This window comes from Acidaminobacter sp. QWL-03 (assembly GCF_058683855.1).
Map to the genome: position 1 here is coordinate 1,835,326 of NZ_CM178752.1, position 16,783 is coordinate 1,852,108.

15 protein-coding genes are annotated in these 16,783 nt (G+C 49.2%); 3 read left to right on the forward strand and 12 right to left on the reverse strand.

Annotation, left to right across the window (positions count from 1 at the left end):
* Window positions 1-447: 447 nt before the first annotated feature.
* The 6 genes from AC4PHM_RS08465 to AC4PHM_RS08490 all read right to left on the reverse strand — a co-directional run bounded on the left by AC4PHM_RS08465 (window position 448) and on the right by AC4PHM_RS08490 (window position 6,330).
* On the reverse strand, window positions 448-1,656 hold the full coding sequence (locus AC4PHM_RS08465) for an MFS transporter (protein WP_492017387.1): 1,209 nt from the start codon (window positions 1,654-1,656) through the stop codon (window positions 448-450).
* A gap of 95 nt (window positions 1,657-1,751) precedes the next feature.
* Window positions 1,752-3,410, reverse strand: coding sequence for a M20/M25/M40 family metallo-hydrolase (locus AC4PHM_RS08470; RefSeq protein WP_492017388.1), 1,659 nt, complete (start codon window positions 3,408-3,410; stop codon window positions 1,752-1,754).
* Between the two features lie 164 nt (window positions 3,411-3,574).
* The gene (locus AC4PHM_RS08475) at window positions 3,575-3,922 is read right to left on the reverse strand and encodes a GIY-YIG nuclease family protein (RefSeq protein ID WP_492017389.1); all 348 of its coding nucleotides are present in this window, start codon (window positions 3,920-3,922) and stop codon (window positions 3,575-3,577) included.
* Window positions 3,923-4,005: 83 nt separating this feature from the next.
* Window positions 4,006-4,614, reverse strand: a complete 609-nt coding sequence (locus AC4PHM_RS08480; RefSeq protein ID WP_492017390.1) for a hypothetical protein — start codon at window positions 4,612-4,614, stop codon at window positions 4,006-4,008.
* Between the two features lie 159 nt (window positions 4,615-4,773).
* Window positions 4,774-5,424 (reverse strand): hypothetical protein, encoded by a 651-nt coding sequence (locus tag AC4PHM_RS08485; protein ID WP_492017391.1) that lies wholly within the window; start codon window positions 5,422-5,424, stop codon window positions 4,774-4,776.
* A complete protein-coding gene (locus tag AC4PHM_RS08490; protein WP_492017392.1) occupies window positions 5,425-6,330 on the reverse strand; it encodes a hypothetical protein in 906 nt (301 codons plus the stop codon).
* Between the two features lie 331 nt (window positions 6,331-6,661).
* Here AC4PHM_RS08490 and AC4PHM_RS08495 point away from each other — a divergent pair, with 331 nt between their 5' ends.
* On the forward strand, window positions 6,662-7,579 hold the full coding sequence (locus AC4PHM_RS08495) for a D-2-hydroxyacid dehydrogenase (protein ID WP_492017393.1): 918 nt from the start codon (window positions 6,662-6,664) through the stop codon (window positions 7,577-7,579).
* A gap of 138 nt (window positions 7,580-7,717) precedes the next feature.
* Here AC4PHM_RS08495 and AC4PHM_RS08500 read toward each other — a convergent pair whose 3' ends face one another.
* From AC4PHM_RS08500 to AC4PHM_RS08515, 4 genes are all read right to left on the reverse strand, one after another.
* On the reverse strand, window positions 7,718-8,635 hold the full coding sequence (locus AC4PHM_RS08500; protein ID WP_492017394.1) for a metallophosphoesterase family protein: 918 nt from the start codon (window positions 8,633-8,635) through the stop codon (window positions 7,718-7,720).
* A gap of 200 nt (window positions 8,636-8,835) precedes the next feature.
* The gene (gene ppk1, locus AC4PHM_RS08505) at window positions 8,836-10,986 is read right to left on the reverse strand and encodes a polyphosphate kinase 1 (RefSeq protein WP_492017395.1); all 2,151 of its coding nucleotides are present in this window, start codon (window positions 10,984-10,986) and stop codon (window positions 8,836-8,838) included.
* A gap of 18 nt (window positions 10,987-11,004) precedes the next feature.
* Window positions 11,005-11,634, reverse strand: coding sequence for a flavodoxin family protein (locus tag AC4PHM_RS08510; protein ID WP_492017396.1), 630 nt, complete (start codon window positions 11,632-11,634; stop codon window positions 11,005-11,007).
* A 67-nt stretch (window positions 11,635-11,701) separates the two neighbouring features.
* Window positions 11,702-13,411, reverse strand: coding sequence for a phosphodiester glycosidase family protein (locus AC4PHM_RS08515; protein WP_492017397.1), 1,710 nt, complete (start codon window positions 13,409-13,411; stop codon window positions 11,702-11,704).
* A gap of 252 nt (window positions 13,412-13,663) precedes the next feature.
* Here AC4PHM_RS08515 and AC4PHM_RS08520 point away from each other — a divergent pair, with 252 nt between their 5' ends.
* Window positions 13,664-13,849, forward strand: coding sequence for a hypothetical protein (locus tag AC4PHM_RS08520; protein ID WP_492017398.1), 186 nt, complete (start codon window positions 13,664-13,666; stop codon window positions 13,847-13,849).
* A 153-nt stretch (window positions 13,850-14,002) separates the two neighbouring features.
* Here the strand turns inward: AC4PHM_RS08520 and AC4PHM_RS08525 are convergent, their stop codons facing one another.
* Together AC4PHM_RS08525 and AC4PHM_RS08530 are read right to left on the reverse strand one after the other, a co-directional pair.
* Entirely contained in the window at window positions 14,003-14,383 is a 381-nt protein-coding gene (locus AC4PHM_RS08525) for a metallopeptidase family protein (RefSeq protein ID WP_492017399.1), read from the reverse strand.
* Between the two features lie 99 nt (window positions 14,384-14,482).
* Window positions 14,483-15,418 carry a DMT family transporter gene (locus AC4PHM_RS08530; RefSeq protein ID WP_492017400.1) on the reverse strand — a complete coding sequence of 312 codons (936 nt, stop codon included), beginning with the start codon at window positions 15,416-15,418 and terminating at the stop codon, window positions 14,483-14,485.
* Window positions 15,419-15,593: 175 nt separating this feature from the next.
* Here AC4PHM_RS08530 and AC4PHM_RS08535 point away from each other — a divergent pair, with 175 nt between their 5' ends.
* A complete protein-coding gene (locus tag AC4PHM_RS08535) occupies window positions 15,594-16,754 on the forward strand; it encodes a PucR family transcriptional regulator (protein WP_492017401.1) in 1,161 nt (386 codons plus the stop codon).
* Window positions 16,755-16,783: the final 29 nt, after the last annotated feature.

Here is a 16,783-nt window from a genome sequence, read left to right on the forward strand (position 1 = left end):
TATGAGTCCTCCTTAAATTAGCTTCGGGAACTTTTGACGTTCCTCAGTGGTGTCGGCATTTCAAGTTCACTCTCAACATCACCAATTCTAACTCAAAATACGCGATAAGGGAAGAGTAAAATGTTATTATTTTTTAATTTTTTAGTCAAATCGACTGAATATTATATACTTTTAGTTAATTCTGAATTTATATAACATGAGCCTTAAATTATGTTTTTTAGTCAATACGACCATGTCACAAGCGGTTTACATAATATAAAACAACCTAACGGCTGACACCTGGTTCCCACCTAAAGAGTCGTTCTGACTGCACAAACTGAGGTTTACATAAAAAAACACACCCTTTTCAGGATGTGCTTGTCAATTCTCTTTGCCGGCTTCCATTTTACCGAAAAATCAGCCAACTTAATATTTAAAAGTGGACGTGCAGCCTCCCCGTCTTCCTCTTTACCTGCTTTTCGTCCTTTTATCGACAATCATGGAAAATAAAAGCATCAAGAGCAAGGAAGCGCCGATGGTCGCCATCCCACCATAGATCCCGATCTGCTCTGCGATGATTCCCGTGACCATCGGCATAAGAATCGCGCCGAAGCCGGCAATAAAAATCAGCAGCCCCATGCCCATCTTGGCACCTTTCAGCTCCGGACCAATGACCGCCACCGCGGTGGGAAACACCCCTGCGAAAAAAAAGCCAAGACCAATAATCCAAAGCGCCAAAGGGACGACACTGCGCGTCAGCATAAATAAAAAAAAGAAGACTGAAGACCCCACAGCTTGGATCACCAGCAGCCTGGCTTTGCCTACAGATCTGGAAAGCCGTCCGGCGAACAAACGCCCAAAAATAATGACGACCCACAGCAGCGACAGGATGCTCTGAGCGAAGCCCGTGGACATGATCCCGGCGTCCTTGAGGTAGGTCACCGCCCAGCCGTTTATGGCACTTTCCGCACCGAGATAAAAAAACAGCAGTCCTGCAATGATATAAAAAGCAGGATTTTTCAAATAACCGCCTGAATTGGTTCCGGCTTCAGTTCGACTCACCCCAACTTCAGCTGCAGGCTTGGCACCCGATTCACCGCTTCCCTGCTCCTCAATAGGCATAGCCAGAAACAAAACACTGCGCGCGGCTATCCCAAGTGCAGTTATGACCAGCGCAGCCTGCCAGCCGAGGCCCGCCTGAACGCAGATCAAGGCCAGAAACGGCGCAATGAATGCACCGACAGCATAAAAGGTATGGAGTATATTCATGGCATGGGCATCTCCAAGGGATGCTTCGTTGACAATTTCGTTGGTGACGGTGCTGGCGCTGCCCCGCGCAAGTCCGGTCAGGAAGTAAAGACTTACAAGCACCACCGGGAGCGACGTATAGATCATGCCCACAAAGCCCAAAGCCCCCGCCAAAGACAACAGCGCTGCCGATAGTTTTCTGCCCAGCTTCAGCGCCATAACGCTCACGAGAAGACTTGCGGTCAAATGACCCGCAGAATGGGCCGCCAGCATCAAGCCCCCAATTTCATAACCCAAGCCATACGCCTGAATTAAATATGGCATAACCGCTCCAAGCATCAGCGTCAGTACGCCGTTGACGAACATGGCATAATAACTGCCCCAAATCAGCGACTTCCTGGATTGAAGCCCGTCTTTATGTCTGTTCATGATTTTAAAGTCCTCCAATTTGCTGCGAATCCTGTGTTGTGGATGGTTCTTTTTTTAGTCTGCACTAATGGATTCTGCTTATTTTGCGGTTCCTTTTACACCTGCCATTCCAATAACCCAAGCAGCGTATCATAGACCAGCTGCGGTGCCACATTAAAGGAATAATCCCGCTGAATCCGCTCCGTAAACTGGTGAGCGTCCTTGCCGTAAGGTCCAATATTGACCACGGGGAGACTCAGTTTTTGCATCTCCTCAATAGGGAGCTTGTATCTGGACCCGTATGCGGGCATATTGTTCTGAAGGGCGACGATGCGCTCATTCTTTGGTGCTGACACAAAACTCAGATCCGAAATATAGGGATAGAACTTCCGGCTCACCACTTTACGAGAGCCGCCCTGAGCCTGGATTGCATGCTCCACCGCTTCCAGAAGCCGTACATCCTTGGCCCAGTTGCCCTTGACGTAGTTATGCGGATAATACGGCGGGGAAAAGTACACAATCACAATTGGATCTTTAAAGGACCACAGGCTGTGGACCGCTTCGACAATTCTCTGTCCAAAGAGGCGCTCGTCAATAGACGGATCTTTTAGCATTTCCGCTTTCAAAGTCTCAATATGGGCTTCCAGCACTGCTTCTCCCCGCTCTTCCTTGACTGCTTCGTAAAGCGCCTGATAGGAAATGACCCTGGACCGCCACGGCAGCAGTTTGTGGTCCATGCGGCTGGCTTTGCAGTAGATGTCATAGCGCTCATTCAAGACGTTGACAACATCAGAAAATGCCTCATGGGCGGCACGGATCATCTTGGACATGACCTCGTCCGGCGTGCTCTTGTGTGTCGCGTAGTTGAAGTAAAGGTTCGTCGCCCTCGCGATCTGGACAGAGTATTCCTCCTTCTGGTCGCGCTGCTGAAGCGTGATTGGGGGAAGGGACACCTCTCCATCCGCTACATCCGAGAAAGCGACGTTCTTATTGATCTTGTGAATAATTGCGCCGGCGATCTGATTGGGATCAAGTCCCTTGAACGGGTCTCCGACGTGGGTTTCTTTGCCTATGACATAAAATGACGGCATCAGCTTGCCTACCGTCCCAATATAGATATAGCGGTCCTCGTCGCCCTCATAGCGCGGCGCCATGTAATCTGTATCCAAGACAGCCATGTACTCGTAGCCCTCTTCTTCCTGCAGGCGAACCAGCTCCGGCACCACGGACAGCATGCCTCCGGAATTGCCCTCTTCATCCCCCACAGCCGCGAAGACAATGTTGCCGGAGAGATTTTCCACATCCTGAGACAGCAGCTCCAACAAGCTGATGAGGATAGCCACACCGCACTTCATGTCAAGGATTCCCCTGCCAAACAGCCATTCGCCGGAATCCAGATCCGCTTTGGCCTCCTCGGACAGCGTCACCGTCTTCAGCGCTTCAATCAGCGCCTCCGGCTTAGTAGCAAGGGACTTGAAGTCCCCATAATCGCTTATGCCCACTGTATCCGTATGGCCAATCGTGATGACCGTCTTTTTGGATTCGTCCTTTTGACCTTCCAAACGGACTATTACACTGAAGCGGCCGAGTGGATCGTTGATAAACGGCTGCTTGACCAGCAGATGTGGACGTTGTTTCCAGTACGGCAGATCAGACAGAATCTTGTAGACCAGTTCGCTCATGGCAAGTTCGTCAGAAGTGGCTACAACACTGCGGCAATTGACCAATTCCAGCGTCAGCCGCTCTATTCTTTGAGCAAGAGCTTCTTTTTTCATTGTATTTTCCTCCACAGAACTGCATTTTTATAGGTGATTTAGCGTCCGTTACATTCCATTATAGTCGATTTCGCGCCAAATGCACTATCCGAATTGGATAATTCGCTCATGTGAAGGAAAAAGTTTTTTTATGCCGGATCGTGGTTTTTTACACACGCGCAGCATCAATAAAAATATGCGTCTTTTAGCTTCTCCATCCAAAATTCTTTGAGAATTTCAAGATCTTCCGCGAAAGCTTCTCCAGTCTGAGCCTCACCTTTCTCCAGGGACTCCAGAACCTCAAATTCGAAGGCCTCCGCTCCCAGATGTGTCCAATCTCGCTGAAGCTTAAGATTCAGCCCGGCGCCTGTTTTCTTCGCGAATTCAAATCGATTCCGGCTGCCTTTCAGATCACCGGTTGCTTCGAGGAGAATCTGGCCGCTGTGCGTATTGCGAATGACAAAGACACCGCCGGTGATGGTGCGTTCCTCATACTGGGCCCTAAGTTCCTTTTTGGTTTTCTTATCTTTCATGAGATGCGCCTCCTGATCGGGGTTGAATTGGGGTTGAAAAATTGGTTGTGAATTATAATTTGAAATTGAGTGAAAGACGCTTATTACTTAATTTCCACTTCAGTTACATATAAGATCTCGCAGGCTCTGTTCCCGGAGTCTGTCCGAGTGAGGCTTGACGACCATTCCGGCAGCTGTGGATCAAAGGTAACACTGACGAGATAGCCTTCCAGCCGGATGAGGTCGTGCTTGTCAATTTTTTTGATTTGCTTCAGAATGTCATCATCTTTTGGGATCAAGTGCGTATTGGCAGACTGAATTTGAACGTCATAGACGCTCACCGGGGCATTGGGGGAAAGCCGGTAATAATACCAACGGCCAGACTGAGTGTAGTCAATGGTGTCGTCAATGGCCCTCTGATTCAGGTTGCCCCAGGCCAAGGCCAGATCTACCGGCGAGACGGCTGATGAAGCGTCGCTGGTGTAGTTTTTGCGTCCTTTGACCACGGCTGTGATCTCATACTCTGCCAGCAGCTCAAGTGTTACAGGGCCGTTCTTCCCCTCGAACTCAATAGTTTCAGGTTTGCTGAGTGGGCGCTGAACGGGTTCCGGGATCTGATCCGGGTAGTTTGGCGTACGGTTAAGGACACCCGCTGCGGTGGCGGAAACGATGAGGATGATGAGAAGCAGTATGAATTTTTCCATGGTGTTCATGATGAAATCACCCCCTGGTTGGCGTGTGGTGCGGATTTGGGATTCAATGACCATCGGCAGAAAAATGCATCCGTGGTATTTACAACGTGGCTTCATTATAGCAAAAAAACGAGGACGCAGGTGAATGCGTCCTCAAGTAACTTGAATTTTAGTGGTTATTCAAGGCGCGCTTTGGGATTGGGACGTCTGGCTGGCTGAAGCGGGCTTCAGGCTGTGGATCAGCAGGATGAACCAGATTCTGAGTACCAGCATGACAATGCCGAAGACGACGCTGGACTCGAGCGCCCCCAGCGCCAGCCCGATGATCCCTATGATTGAGGCGCTGCTGAAAAGCACCAGATAAAGACGAAGCCGTTTGAGATAAAAAACTTTTCGTTCCGAGTTTCCCTGGACTTCCAGCAGGCAGGCCGCGCCCGTCAGCAAATAGTAGGCGAGGGCCAGATCGAGTATCGAAACGAAGCCAAAGTTCAGCAGCATCACCAAGGGATGCTCTGAAAGAAACTGGCTGTAAAAGGCAGTCGCGACCCTTGGCACGGCGATAAACGCACTGATCAGAGCCAGGGTGGCTGCGCGCCTGAAGTATTGGGTTGAATGACAGTCTGTATTTTCAGGCGGGTCACTTATGGTTAGGTTTGGATAGGCGCTTTCACCCTCAGTAAGTTTGGGTTCATTTGTGAGCTGTATTATTCCGGACCGAACCATGAGGTACCCAGCGAACGCCGGCAGCGGCAAACCCTCAAATCCCCCGAAGTTAATGTGAAACGTCACAAAGCACAATCCCCAGAAGATCCGGTTGAAGCCTTCGTGCATTTAGATGACCCCCCTTGCCCTAAGATAGCGGACCAGGTCCAGAAAACTTTCAGGCCTGTAGATTGCCTGATATTCGAGTATAGTCAACAGGCGCTGGCTGAATATCTCACCCTCTGTCGTCCTGTAACTCAAGACGGGGGTCAGATCATAAATCGCGAATTGCTGAGTGATACTCTGAGGCCCCTTAAGGGCGGCCGTTGTATGGAGTGTATCCCCTCTTGAAAATTTGGCGCCTTGCAGCTCGGCTGGACTTTTGCCGTTGACTTTGATTTCAAACAGCGACTCGAACTTGGATATCAGTGGTAACTTGACCTCAAGGACCTCCATGGGGATCTCGACTGAAAAGCTGGACTCATAGGAATGGTCCAAAGAACCCCCGCTGCTTCGGTGCTTAAAATGCCCCTCGGACAACTCGATCCCAGAAAGATAGATTTCACCAATTTCAACCGTTTCCCTCTCCCCATTTGCATAGCAGAGGTCCGCACGAGTCAATTTGACCGGTCCAAAGGGCTCTGCCTCCAGTAAGTCTATGGAAACCATCAGGGTATTGAAGTTATAGCGTCCAATCGTCGTTTTTCCGACAGCCGTCCCCATAAAGCTGGACAGGCCTGCCTCCGGTTCATAATAAACCCTGGTCTGATCCTCAGGCCAGGGTGCTTCCGGGAAGATCACGCGCTCAATCACGCGCTCGTCCGTCACATCCGTCAGAAACGGCATTGGCAGCATCACTTGTTGGAAGGCCGGATAGCCCTCTGGTGTGGTTCCAACGATGATGGTATTTTCCCGAAACTGCTCGAAGAAGACCGGTCCTTCCAATTTCACAGACCACCATAAACCCAGTGCTGCCAGGGTCGTCACTGAGATCAAGATTAAACCGGTGATGAACAGGCGTCGATTCGTCTGCAACTGAATTCCTCCCTTTACTTGGCGTTACTGCAGATTCCAGCGCTGCAAATTCCATTTATGATGAAAAGATTTTTTGCCGATGCTCGTTATCCTTTTACAATATTGTATCATACTGGAAAAGGCGATATGTTACAAATATATGACCGTCCGCGTCACCAAAGTGAAATGAGTGTCAGTCACCAACTCAAATCCGGTGCCAGAGCTCACTTTTTTTATGTACAAAAGTTGTTTTTTTTCATAATTTGGTATCTATATAGATACAAGTAAACTTAGATCGCATACAACCTAATTCACTTTCTCCTCATACTAACCTGAATAGGGGGACCTCAGCATGCTAAAGATACTGGCAAACGATGGTTTGGACTCCATAGCATCCGACTGTCTGTCAGAAAAAGGCCACACTATCGACACGACCCATTTTGATCCCGAACCACTCAAAGAAGTCATAGGCGAGTATGACGTCATTATTGTCAGATCCGCCACAACATTGGATCAACTCATACTCGACGCGGCCGCACAGCCGGGTTCCAAACTTAAACTGATCATCCGTGCCGGCGTTGGACTTGATAACATCGATGTCGATTACGCCACTTCGAAAGGTTTTGGCGTCCGCAACACGCCGAACTCCAGCAGCACTTCCGTCGCGGAGCTGGCTCTTGGACACATGTTCAATCTTGCGCGCCACATCCACTCAGCCAACATCACGATTAGAAAGGGCGAATGGAATAAAAAACATTACAATGGCATCCAGCTCTACGGAAGAACCTTGGGCATCATTGGTTTCGGCCGTATTGGACAGGAAATCGCCGCCAAAGCCCGCGCCCTGGGTATGAATATTCTTTATTTCCAGCGCAGTGGCCCGAAAGACGATCACGAGGACTTCAAATTTGCCGACCTCGACACGCTCCTCAAAGAATCTGATTTCATCACCCTCCATACGCCGTCAAGTCCGGATGGCAAAGCCATCCTGGATGCTGAAGCCATTCAAAAAATAAAAAAAGGCGCCTATGTCATCAACACCGCCCGAGGCAGCCTGATCGACTACGACGCTCTTCTCGATGCCCTCGACAGCGGCCACCTCTCCGGTGCTGGACTGGATGTCTATACGGAAGAACCGCCGCTCAATCCAAGATTGACGCAGCATCCAAAGATCTCAATGACACCGCATATTGGCGCTTCCACCGAGGAAGCACAGCGCGGCATTGGCGCTGAGGTGTGCGATGTGATCACGAAGTATTTTACGCCATGACAACAATGAGAGGGGGAAGGTGCCGGAGCGCCTTTCCCCTTCCTTTGTTTAAAGCGGAAGAAGCCGCCGCCGCGAGGAAAGCTGGGTGTCAGCTTTCTTCGCGGCGGTGGCTTCTTTCCTTTTCAAGCGAACGCATATTCACACCACTTCATTGAACTGATACTTTTTCAAATCATATTTGGAAACAAATTGCGGCCCTCTGAGCACCTGTCTCTCAACCCTCAGGAGTCCCTCCTGATCTGTGCGGATCCTCCATTCCACCAGCATGACTGAATTATTTACAATCTCTATGCCGGTGACACCTTTGGTATGCACGCCACAGCCGGAATTGAAATACGGCAGCTCACCATGCTTTGGAAACTTTGGTCGGTGGGTATGCCCGCAAATCAGCATCATCCGATGCTTGTAAATCCATTTATTGTAGTTGCGCTCAATCTTATGCATCTTATGTACGTTTTTGGCAGGACTAGCTGGGTTTCTGAATCCGATCATGTGCATAAATCGCCAAAAATAACGCAGTGACAGCATTGAGAAACGCCACATCTGATCGTTCATAAAATCGCCTTGGTGGCCGTGCAGCGCCAAAATCTCCTGGCCTGTTTCCCTATGCCTGAGAAGCAGGGCTTCGTGAGCCGTCATCCCCTCAAAAAGCTCACAATTTTCCTCGTTATACTCGTCGAAAAAGTGATAAAAATTATGTTCCAGGTAGGACTGATCTTTCAAATACATATTATGATTCCCATAGAGTAAAATCATCCTATTGCCATCATGAAACCTCTTAAGCATGTCATAAACGTCACTGTGGGCAAACCGGATATGCTTGAACTTTGAGTGCTCCCAAAGCTCTTCACCGTCCCCGGTTTCGATGAAGGTAAAGCCCTCGTTGTAATAATAGTCAAGGGCACTCAGGAATGTGTTCTGATTTCTGGCGAATTCATCAGAGAGACTATTATCTCCGCGATGCGCGTCACTAAAAAAGACAAAACGTGAATTTTCATCGAAGAGCTCGACACGGGCGCCAGTGTAGGCTTCGGTCAGCCTTTGGTCTGTAAACATGGTCATCGCCTCGATTGTGGTGTTATACCCGGCATCTGCGGTGAGGTGCCTTGTTGGAAAACCATCGGCAAAGACAGGTTCCGTATGAGTTGCTCATAAAATGAACCTGTCTCTGTCATTAGAATCTATACCCGTTTGTAGTGTCTTTGTCTCTATTTTCTAAAATTTTTGATCAATCGAGGCGCAGGTCAACCTTCACATCACTTTTTAAACCATGCCATGACATCCTCGAACCAGCGCTTCATGGATTTATTGTCGGCATTGTACACAGCGAGCCTTCGAACAGCCTGGGCCATCATCTGTTCCTGACAGTCAACCACTGCTTGCGACTCAGTCGTCACCGGAATAAAATTGCCCTCGGCAGTAATGGTTCTGGCCTTGACATTGTCCCGAAGCTGGAGATCAAGCATTTCAAGGAGGCGCTTTTTAATGGTCATATCATGGATCGGACACGCTATTTCAATGCGCTTGACTGTATTGCGCGTCATGAGATCCGCTGAGGAGATGTAGAGTTTCAGGTCCTGAATGCTGTCCTCCGGATCGCCAAAGCAGAATATTCTGGCATGCTCCAGATACCTGCCGACAATGCTTCGAATCCACACATGATCCGTCTTTCCCGGAACCCCGGGCAATAGGCAGCATATGCTTCTAACGATCAGCCGGACAGGCACCCCCGCTTGGGACGCTTCAGCTAAGGCATCGATAACCTCCCTGTCTGAGAGGGAATTCAATTTCATGAGAATGCCGCTGCGCTCACCATTCCTTGCTTTTTCCGTCTCATTTTCAATGAGCTTCAGGATGGGATCTTTGAGTTCAAAGGGCGACACGAGGAGCTCTGAGTATTCGCCTTCCAGATTTGAGATCAGTATTCTCTTAAAAAACAGGCTGGCGTCGGCTCCAATAGCCTCATCTGCCGTCAAGAGCGACAAATCTGTGTAGAGTTTGGCAGTCTTTTCATTGAAATTCCCGGTACCAATGTGGGTGATGTAGCTCAGTTTATTCTTGTCACGACGCGTGATCAGGCAGATCTTGGAGTGAATCTTAAACTTCTCAAAGCCGTAAATGACCTTGCATCCAGCCTCTTCCAGCCGCTCTGCCCACTCAATATTGTTGATTTCATCAAATCGCGCCCGAAGCTCCATTATGACGATGACTTCTTTCTTGTTTTCCACTGCGTCGATCAGGTATTCCGCCAACTTCGACTTTCTGTCAATTCTGTAAAGGGTAATCTTGATGCTGATCACCGTAGGATCAGCGGAAGCCTCGCGGATTAGATTTAAAACGGGATCCATGGCGTCATAAGGGTAGTGGAGCAGCAAATCCTTTTTCATGATTTGTCGGATTATACTTTCGGACGGATTGATATCAGCGCTGTTCTGAGGCTCAAAGAGCTGGTAGATGAGATGGTGCCGCGCTACCGCTGTCAGACGGCTTTCCAGTTCAAAAACATAGGTCATATCGAGCGGCGTTTTGCTATAGTAAACCTGGGTAAGGTCAAAATTCAAACGGCTGCATAAAAAGCTTGAGAATTCAACGCTCAGCTTGTTCTGCAGTTCCAGGCGGACCGGGGCTAGCCTGGCCCTGAGTTTCACGATTTTCTTCATGTGGCTTCTGAAATTTTCATCCACTTCAAAAGCCTCGTCATCCGGCTGGATATCCGCGTTTCTAGTGACGCTGATCACCGTTTTTTCTAGGATCTCGTACATTTCAAAAACATCTGGGGCGTATTGGAGGATCAGGTCTTCAATCAGAATATAACGAAGTGATTTACCCGGCAGATACACCACTCTTGGCAATGACCTGGGTACGGGGATCAGACCGTATTGCGTCACCTCTTTGGATTTCAACATCACTGCAATGGTCAGCGCCTTATTCTCAAGATGCGGGAACGGATGGTGAGGGCTGATCACCTGAGGTGACAGCACTGGCATCACCTGGGTCTTGAAATAAGTTTGGATCACCTTCCTGTCCTTGCCTTCAAGTTCTGCCACCTTCAGCCGTTCGATCTCGTATTGCGCCAGAAACATCTCAACATTTTGATTCGTTTTGTCCCTGTGCGCATACAGCGGCTTGACGGCTTTATAAATTGCCTTCAGCTGTTCTGCCGGCGTCATGCCAGACTTGTTGTCAATCATTGTCTTTTGGAGCATGGACAAGTCAAGCAGGCTCCCCACACGGATCATGAAAAATTCATCCAGGTTGCTGGAAAAAATGGACACGAATTTTAGCCGCTCCATTATGGGAACGGCTGGATCATTAGCCTCGTTCAAGACCCGTTCATTAAATTTCAGCCAGGACAGATCCCGGTTCTGTGTATAAGTATAATCTACATAGTCCTTGGGCTTTTGCATAGTTGTTCTCCTGTCCGCTTATTTGATGATCCGGCTCTTTCTCAGCCATGCTGCGAGGTCTTCCCGGAACATTTCGGGGGATAACACCTGATTCGCACGCTCCTCATCTCCCAGAGTCGCCAACATCTTCGAGGTGAAGCCGATGGTCTCCACCACCACGCCCCCCTTTTGTTCTATACGCTTTCGCACAGAATCCATGACCTTTTGCGATGGCACATTGTCAGCCATGGTCATAAATAGCCATACTTTTTTGTTATTAAAATTTTCACGCCTCAGAAAGGCATTGACGGCCGGTGTCGTGTTGCCTGCCCAAACCTGAATGCCAAGAAAAAGATTGTCATAGGTCTCCAATGATATGGAAAGAGGCTTTATATCGCTTTTAAAATGAAACCACGCACCCATGGCTGCCATTGGAATACTGCCAAAAGGTCTATGTTTCGCTTCTTCAATTCGTTCAAGGGCAAATCCAGTCTGAGCGTGGAGCTCCTGGGCGACGGACGCCGTATTGCCCGTCCATGAATAATAAACTATAAGACTTTGGCCTTCCATGCCAAACACTTCCTTTCCTGAAAATCCTATACCCATTCCTGAGGCTTGAATATCATAAAACCATTTGTAAGCAGAGGGGATGAAGCTGGTGTCTGACACCGACTTCATCCCCTCTGCTTATTATGAAGTTGAAACTCGGTGTCTGACACCGAGTTTCAAATCCAATTCAATTCTCCACTATCACAATGGCATTACTGATCGCCCGGCCAGGTGTCCGAATCATTTTTCCGTTGTAATACATACCGCTCGAGGCCCCGCCGTCCAGGTTCGTCGCGGTTTTAGCGCCGAGCTGGATCATAATGTCCGCCAACTCGTGGAGGGTGGCGGAGGTGGTGATGAAGATCAGGCGACCATCGGCAGAAATTCCTACGGCACTGCGGGCGGCTGAATTCGTCGTTATCTTTGCCTCGTAGAAGGCCTCTTTGCCCAAATCAATAGCTTTCACGCCATCCCGCACCAGCAGCGGACCGGCCCCCACCACGGAATCTGCTTTGGCCCAGAAATCCCCGCCAAGCTCGGAGGTTAGCGCAGGCTGCATCCCAAAGCGGCTGCCTTCCGCAAATTTGGCGTAAGAGGTGTAAACAAAGCCGGCGTTTTGGTTAATCAGCGCACCGGTAGCGGCCAGGAGGTTCGTGTCCTTGCCGGGGTAGCTGTGGGCCGCCGGAAACACAACGGTGTAATCTGCGGTGTTCGACAGGGTGCCAGCCCATGGTTTGGCCTTCGAAATAAGTCCGCCGCTGACAGTGAAGACTGTGCCTGCAAAGCTTGTATTCAGCGCGATCTGGCTTTTATACTGCTTGTCGAAGATCACGATGCGCTGATCCGTGGCGTGGATCTGCGGCGTATTGAGAGAAAAGCCCTTCCAGGCACCGCTGTACCAGGGGACCTTGTCGAAGACGCCGCCGGTGTTTTCGCCATTTACCGTCGAGGACACCCGGTCAATTCGGGCTTCAGTCCCGGAGATGCCAAGAGAGCCGTAGTGTCCGCCCGTGGTCAGCAGCCTGCCGCCTACGACCAGAGTGTTGCTTGGCGTGCCGTAGCCGTTGTAGGCGTCAAAGAAGGTGCCGTTGATGGCGAAGACGGCGTTTTCACGTTTGGCTGCCGCTTCCAGCGTGTTGGTTTCCCCGACCCGCGACCCGGCGAGGACAGCTCTGGCCTTCAGTTTGGCGCTTTTCAGGTCCACGGTGACGACACTGACGGGGATGGATTTGGTACCGACCTTTATGGTTTTTTCAGTAAAGGTCATGCCGCTCGAAACCGATGCAGGTGCTGTGGCTGGCGCTTGGCCAGAAGGAAGTACAGGTTCTGCCGATGGTCCCGAAACCAGCCCCTGCGCCGGTACGCTGGCATTGAGCACGCCCGAATTGATGACTAATCCACCCGCCTGGCTGTATTGATAGTCCCAGCCAAACATTTCCTTTGCAAACCGCCATGTCAGCGGGAAATAGGTGATATCCCGGAAATTGAGGATTGGATATGGCTCCTTGGCATTGTCTATGCGCTGACCGCCAACTATGACGGGGTAAGTGACAATTTTTGCGGAATACGTGGTGTTCAGCCTGTTGCTGCCAGTGGTATCCTGTTTGACGGTATCCTGGCTGGCGGCTTTTTGAATGTCGAGCCCAGCTTCAGACGAGAATTTCAGGGTGAGACCAAGTGAACGTGACAAATTCCAGGTCATGGGGAAATAAGTGATGCTTTTATAGAGTACCAGTGGGTATTTGGCGCTTGTCGACTCAAAGCCGACCCCATTCAGAGTGACTTTGAAGGTCGGAAGAGTGACCCCTGCTTCTGTGGCATAGGAACGGTTGGCGGCAGACGGAAGAATTGCCGTCAGTGCCAGGATCAGACTGAACAGAATGATGAACTTCTTCATTGGGGTGACCTCCAGACTCTAAGTTATTCATAGAATAACACTTTATACCTTCACTGGAATGTTACAAATATATTTCGGTGTCAGACACCAAGTTGAGGCTGGTGTCTGACACCAGGTTGAAAACCGTCCGCGTCACCAAAAAATTTTCCCTCCCCATAATTTCTCCACAACTCCATGGCATACTGTCCTCAGGGTCACAAACAACCCAAACCAAACTAAAAACAAATTAATCCTTTAGGAGGACAATTCAAAATGAAAAAGACAATTGCTGCAAGCATCCTTTCTTTACTGCTCATCACTTCAGGTTCCCAGGCATTTGCTGCCAACGCGGTCTCCAATATGGCCACAACCAAAGGCGGCCTCAGCGTCGCAGAGTGCGCTAAAACCATGGACCGCGGCGTCTCCGCGTGTGCTCAGCACGACGTGTGCGCAAAATAATAAAAAACCCGCCCTCCCCCTTTTATTAAAAGATTGAACATATAAAAAAGACAGGTCTTGCAGGGAAGTTTCAGCGCGTAATCCCCTCCTGCAAGTGCCTGTCTTTTTTGTTTTTTGAATCCCCCACATGAACGAATATCCTCCTAAGACGTCTCACGTCCGCCGAACCTTCCGGCTCAGATAACGGTTCATGTCCCGCTCGTCCTGTTTCTCCAGCCCGCGCTCCCCCGCCAGCGACTCCAGGTGATGCGTAAACTCATGCTTCAGCGTCTCCTCAAGCCGCCGCTTGATCACACTGCGGTCCGCATGCCCATAAACCTGCGCGAACGAGCCATAGTAGATTACAATATACCGCCCCTGACTGCCTCCCCGGTGGTATTCGCCCATGATAAACAGGTCATCCCCAATGCTTTTCGGATGCATCCGACTTTCCGGCAGCAGCAAAATCCCGCCATTCAGCTCCTTGTAAAACACCTCCGGCAGCCCCTCGGCGACCTCGTTCAGAATCTCTTCCATTTCCTCTATTGTCAGCACCGCCACCACCACTTTTCTGTTCTCGTCTTCACTCTATTCTTTCCCATAAAGACTAAAGACCAAACATCTGCCGATGGTCACCTTTCCCAAACCCAGCCGCTAAGACTCACTGATCCAGATGGCTCCCAATATGGCCGCCGCGCCAATCGCCATCTTCGTCGTAAAGGAATCCCCCAGCAGAACTACTGAAAGCAGGCTTCCAAACACCGCCTCCATACTCAGAATGATGGACGTTACAGACGGCTTCAAATACTTTTGACACACTGTCTGAAGGTAGTAGGCCACTATGGAGCCAAAGACCGCCAAATGCAGCACTGCCAGCATCCCCAGATTAAACACCTGAGGCGCGGGACTAAAAAGCAGGCCAAGAATCATGGCCAGGACAGCACCAACGCCAAACTGGACTGCCGTAAAGACCGCCGCATCTTCCTTATGGGCAAAAAATCCCGTCACAACGATATGAGCGCCATAAAACACAGAGCTGAGCAGCGTGATGCTGTCCCCAAGACTGATGCTTAGGTTTTCATTCAGCGAGAGCATGCCAATGCCCCAAAAGCATACTGCTGCACCTATGTAAGCTTTAAGAGACGGATTCCTTTTGAATACCGCCCAGGTCAAAAATGGTACTATGACCACATAGGCACTGGCCAAAAAGGATTGTTTACTTGCCGTAGTGAACTGAAGACCATAAATTTGCAGCACATATCCCATTGAAAGCATGACGCCAGCGATCAGGCCGCCTCTCATGTCTTTCAGTTTCGTTGAAAACAGTTTCTTGTGGATGACTATGGCCATAAGCACAAAGGCGAATAAAAATCTAAATCCCATAAGATAAAAGGGACTCATAAATTCCAGTGCGTATTTCCCCGCAGGGAACGTCGAACCCCACATCAACGCTGTGGTCATAAGGCCAAGTCCAGCTAGCAGCCGTGTCTTTTTAGGGTAATCTGACGGTTGTTTAGCGTCGTCCTTTTCGACCTCTTCACGCCCCTGATTGTTCAAAGCTGAGTCAGTTTGATTCTCTTTTAAAGCCATGGATTCATCCCCTTAACCTTGCTCAAAGGCTAATTAAATAAGTTGCTAAAATTAATGATCTCGATTTATTATAACAAACCTCTCTTTGTACTTTTTACAATGATTCGAAATAAAATTTGTATAAGTCACTACGCATTTCGAATTAATGAGTTATAATTTGATAGAGGTGAGGTTCATGTCTATCACGGTTCTGGAAGCCACTAAGCTGAGTACCTTTAAAAATTTCAAACTCATTGTGGGCCACTCCGGCCTCGACCGCCAGGTTGAGAAAATCGGAATTCTCGACTATGAGTTTATTTCGAATATCCATGGACAATTTATTCCAGGTGAATTCGTCATCAGCAGCCTGCTGTTCGCCAAAGACCACCCTGAGCGGATCCTTTCCGCTGTCGCCAGCCTTATTGAGGACGGCGTCAGCGGCTTGGCCATTAAAAACATCTATTACAACACACTGCCTCAGGAGGTTCTGGCGTATGCCAACGAACACAGCTTTCCCATCTTTATTTTTGATAATACCGTTTACTTTGAAGACATCATCACTGAGTTGACGGATAAACTCAGATCCGTTGACAACGATGCTTTGCTCGAAGCCAAAGTGGATGCTTTAGTACGTCTAAGTCTAAATAAAGCCACTGTCAGAGATATCGCGCTCGAAATTAACACCAGCTTTAGAGAGTACTTTTTCGTCCTTTATTTACGCGAAAAGAAGCTCTTTAATCCCCAAGGCTCTATGAAACTTTTGGATGAGATCAAAAAGCACCGCGGCCTGGAGATTCAAAACAGCATTATGCGGTATCGTCAAGGACTTCTCCTGATTTTGACTTTTGACCTAGCCCTTGAGGAAACCAAACTAAAAGCCTCCTCTCTTCAAGTTTTTTCAAAGCTCGGGATCCCGTCAGAACAATACGAGACTGGCATAAGCGGCGCCCATGGCGACCTCAGTGATTTGGGGCGAGCCATTAACGAGAGCCTGTACGCACAAAAGGCCAGCGCGCTCATCCATGAAAGCCTCTGCGCTTTCAGTGACATTGGCATTTACAGCATTCTGATGCCTTACCACCAGGAGCTCTGGATGCGTCAATTTTATAGCCGGGTTCTTCAGCCCATCAAAGACTATGATGAACGATACAATACACAGCTCTATGAAACGGCTCAAGCTTTTGTTGAGCAGGACGGTAAAATCCCTGAAACGGCAGAGTCCCTTTTTATGCATAAGAATACCATTCGCTATCGTATCGGAAAAATAAAAAGCCTGCTTCATATGGAGGACGCTGAAGGAAGCTTCTATGAACAGCTGTCTCTAGCCATAAAGCTGGACAGAATCTATTCGCTCTAAGTTTATCGACTCTATGCCACCCAACTCCG

Coding starts and splice junctions, on each gene's coding strand:
- AC4PHM_RS08465 (WP_492017387.1), bottom strand. CDS start 1,656: ATGAACAGACATAAAGACGGGCTTCAATCCAGGAAGTCGCTGATTTGG.
- AC4PHM_RS08470 (WP_492017388.1), bottom strand. CDS start 3,410: ATGAAAAAAGAAGCTCTTGCTCAAAGAATAGAGCGGCTGACGCTGGAA.
- AC4PHM_RS08475 (WP_492017389.1), bottom strand. CDS start 3,922: ATGAAAGATAAGAAAACCAAAAAGGAACTTAGGGCCCAGTATGAGGAA.
- AC4PHM_RS08480 (WP_492017390.1), bottom strand. CDS start 4,614: ATGAACACCATGGAAAAATTCATACTGCTTCTCATCATCCTCATCGTT.
- AC4PHM_RS08485 (WP_492017391.1), bottom strand. CDS start 5,424: ATGCACGAAGGCTTCAACCGGATCTTCTGGGGATTGTGCTTTGTGACG.
- AC4PHM_RS08495 (WP_492017393.1), top strand. CDS start 6,662: ATGCTAAAGATACTGGCAAACGATGGTTTGGACTCCATAGCATCCGAC.
- AC4PHM_RS08500 (WP_492017394.1), bottom strand. CDS start 8,635: ATGTTTACAGACCAAAGGCTGACCGAAGCCTACACTGGCGCCCGTGTC.
- ppk1 (WP_492017395.1), bottom strand. CDS start 10,986: ATGCAAAAGCCCAAGGACTATGTAGATTATACTTATACACAGAACCGG.
- AC4PHM_RS08515 (WP_492017397.1), bottom strand. CDS start 13,411: ATGAAGAAGTTCATCATTCTGTTCAGTCTGATCCTGGCACTGACGGCA.
- AC4PHM_RS08520 (WP_492017398.1), top strand. CDS start 13,664: ATGAAAAAGACAATTGCTGCAAGCATCCTTTCTTTACTGCTCATCACT.
- AC4PHM_RS08530 (WP_492017400.1), bottom strand. CDS start 15,418: ATGGCTTTAAAAGAGAATCAAACTGACTCAGCTTTGAACAATCAGGGG.
- AC4PHM_RS08535 (WP_492017401.1), top strand. CDS start 15,594: ATGTCTATCACGGTTCTGGAAGCCACTAAGCTGAGTACCTTTAAAAAT.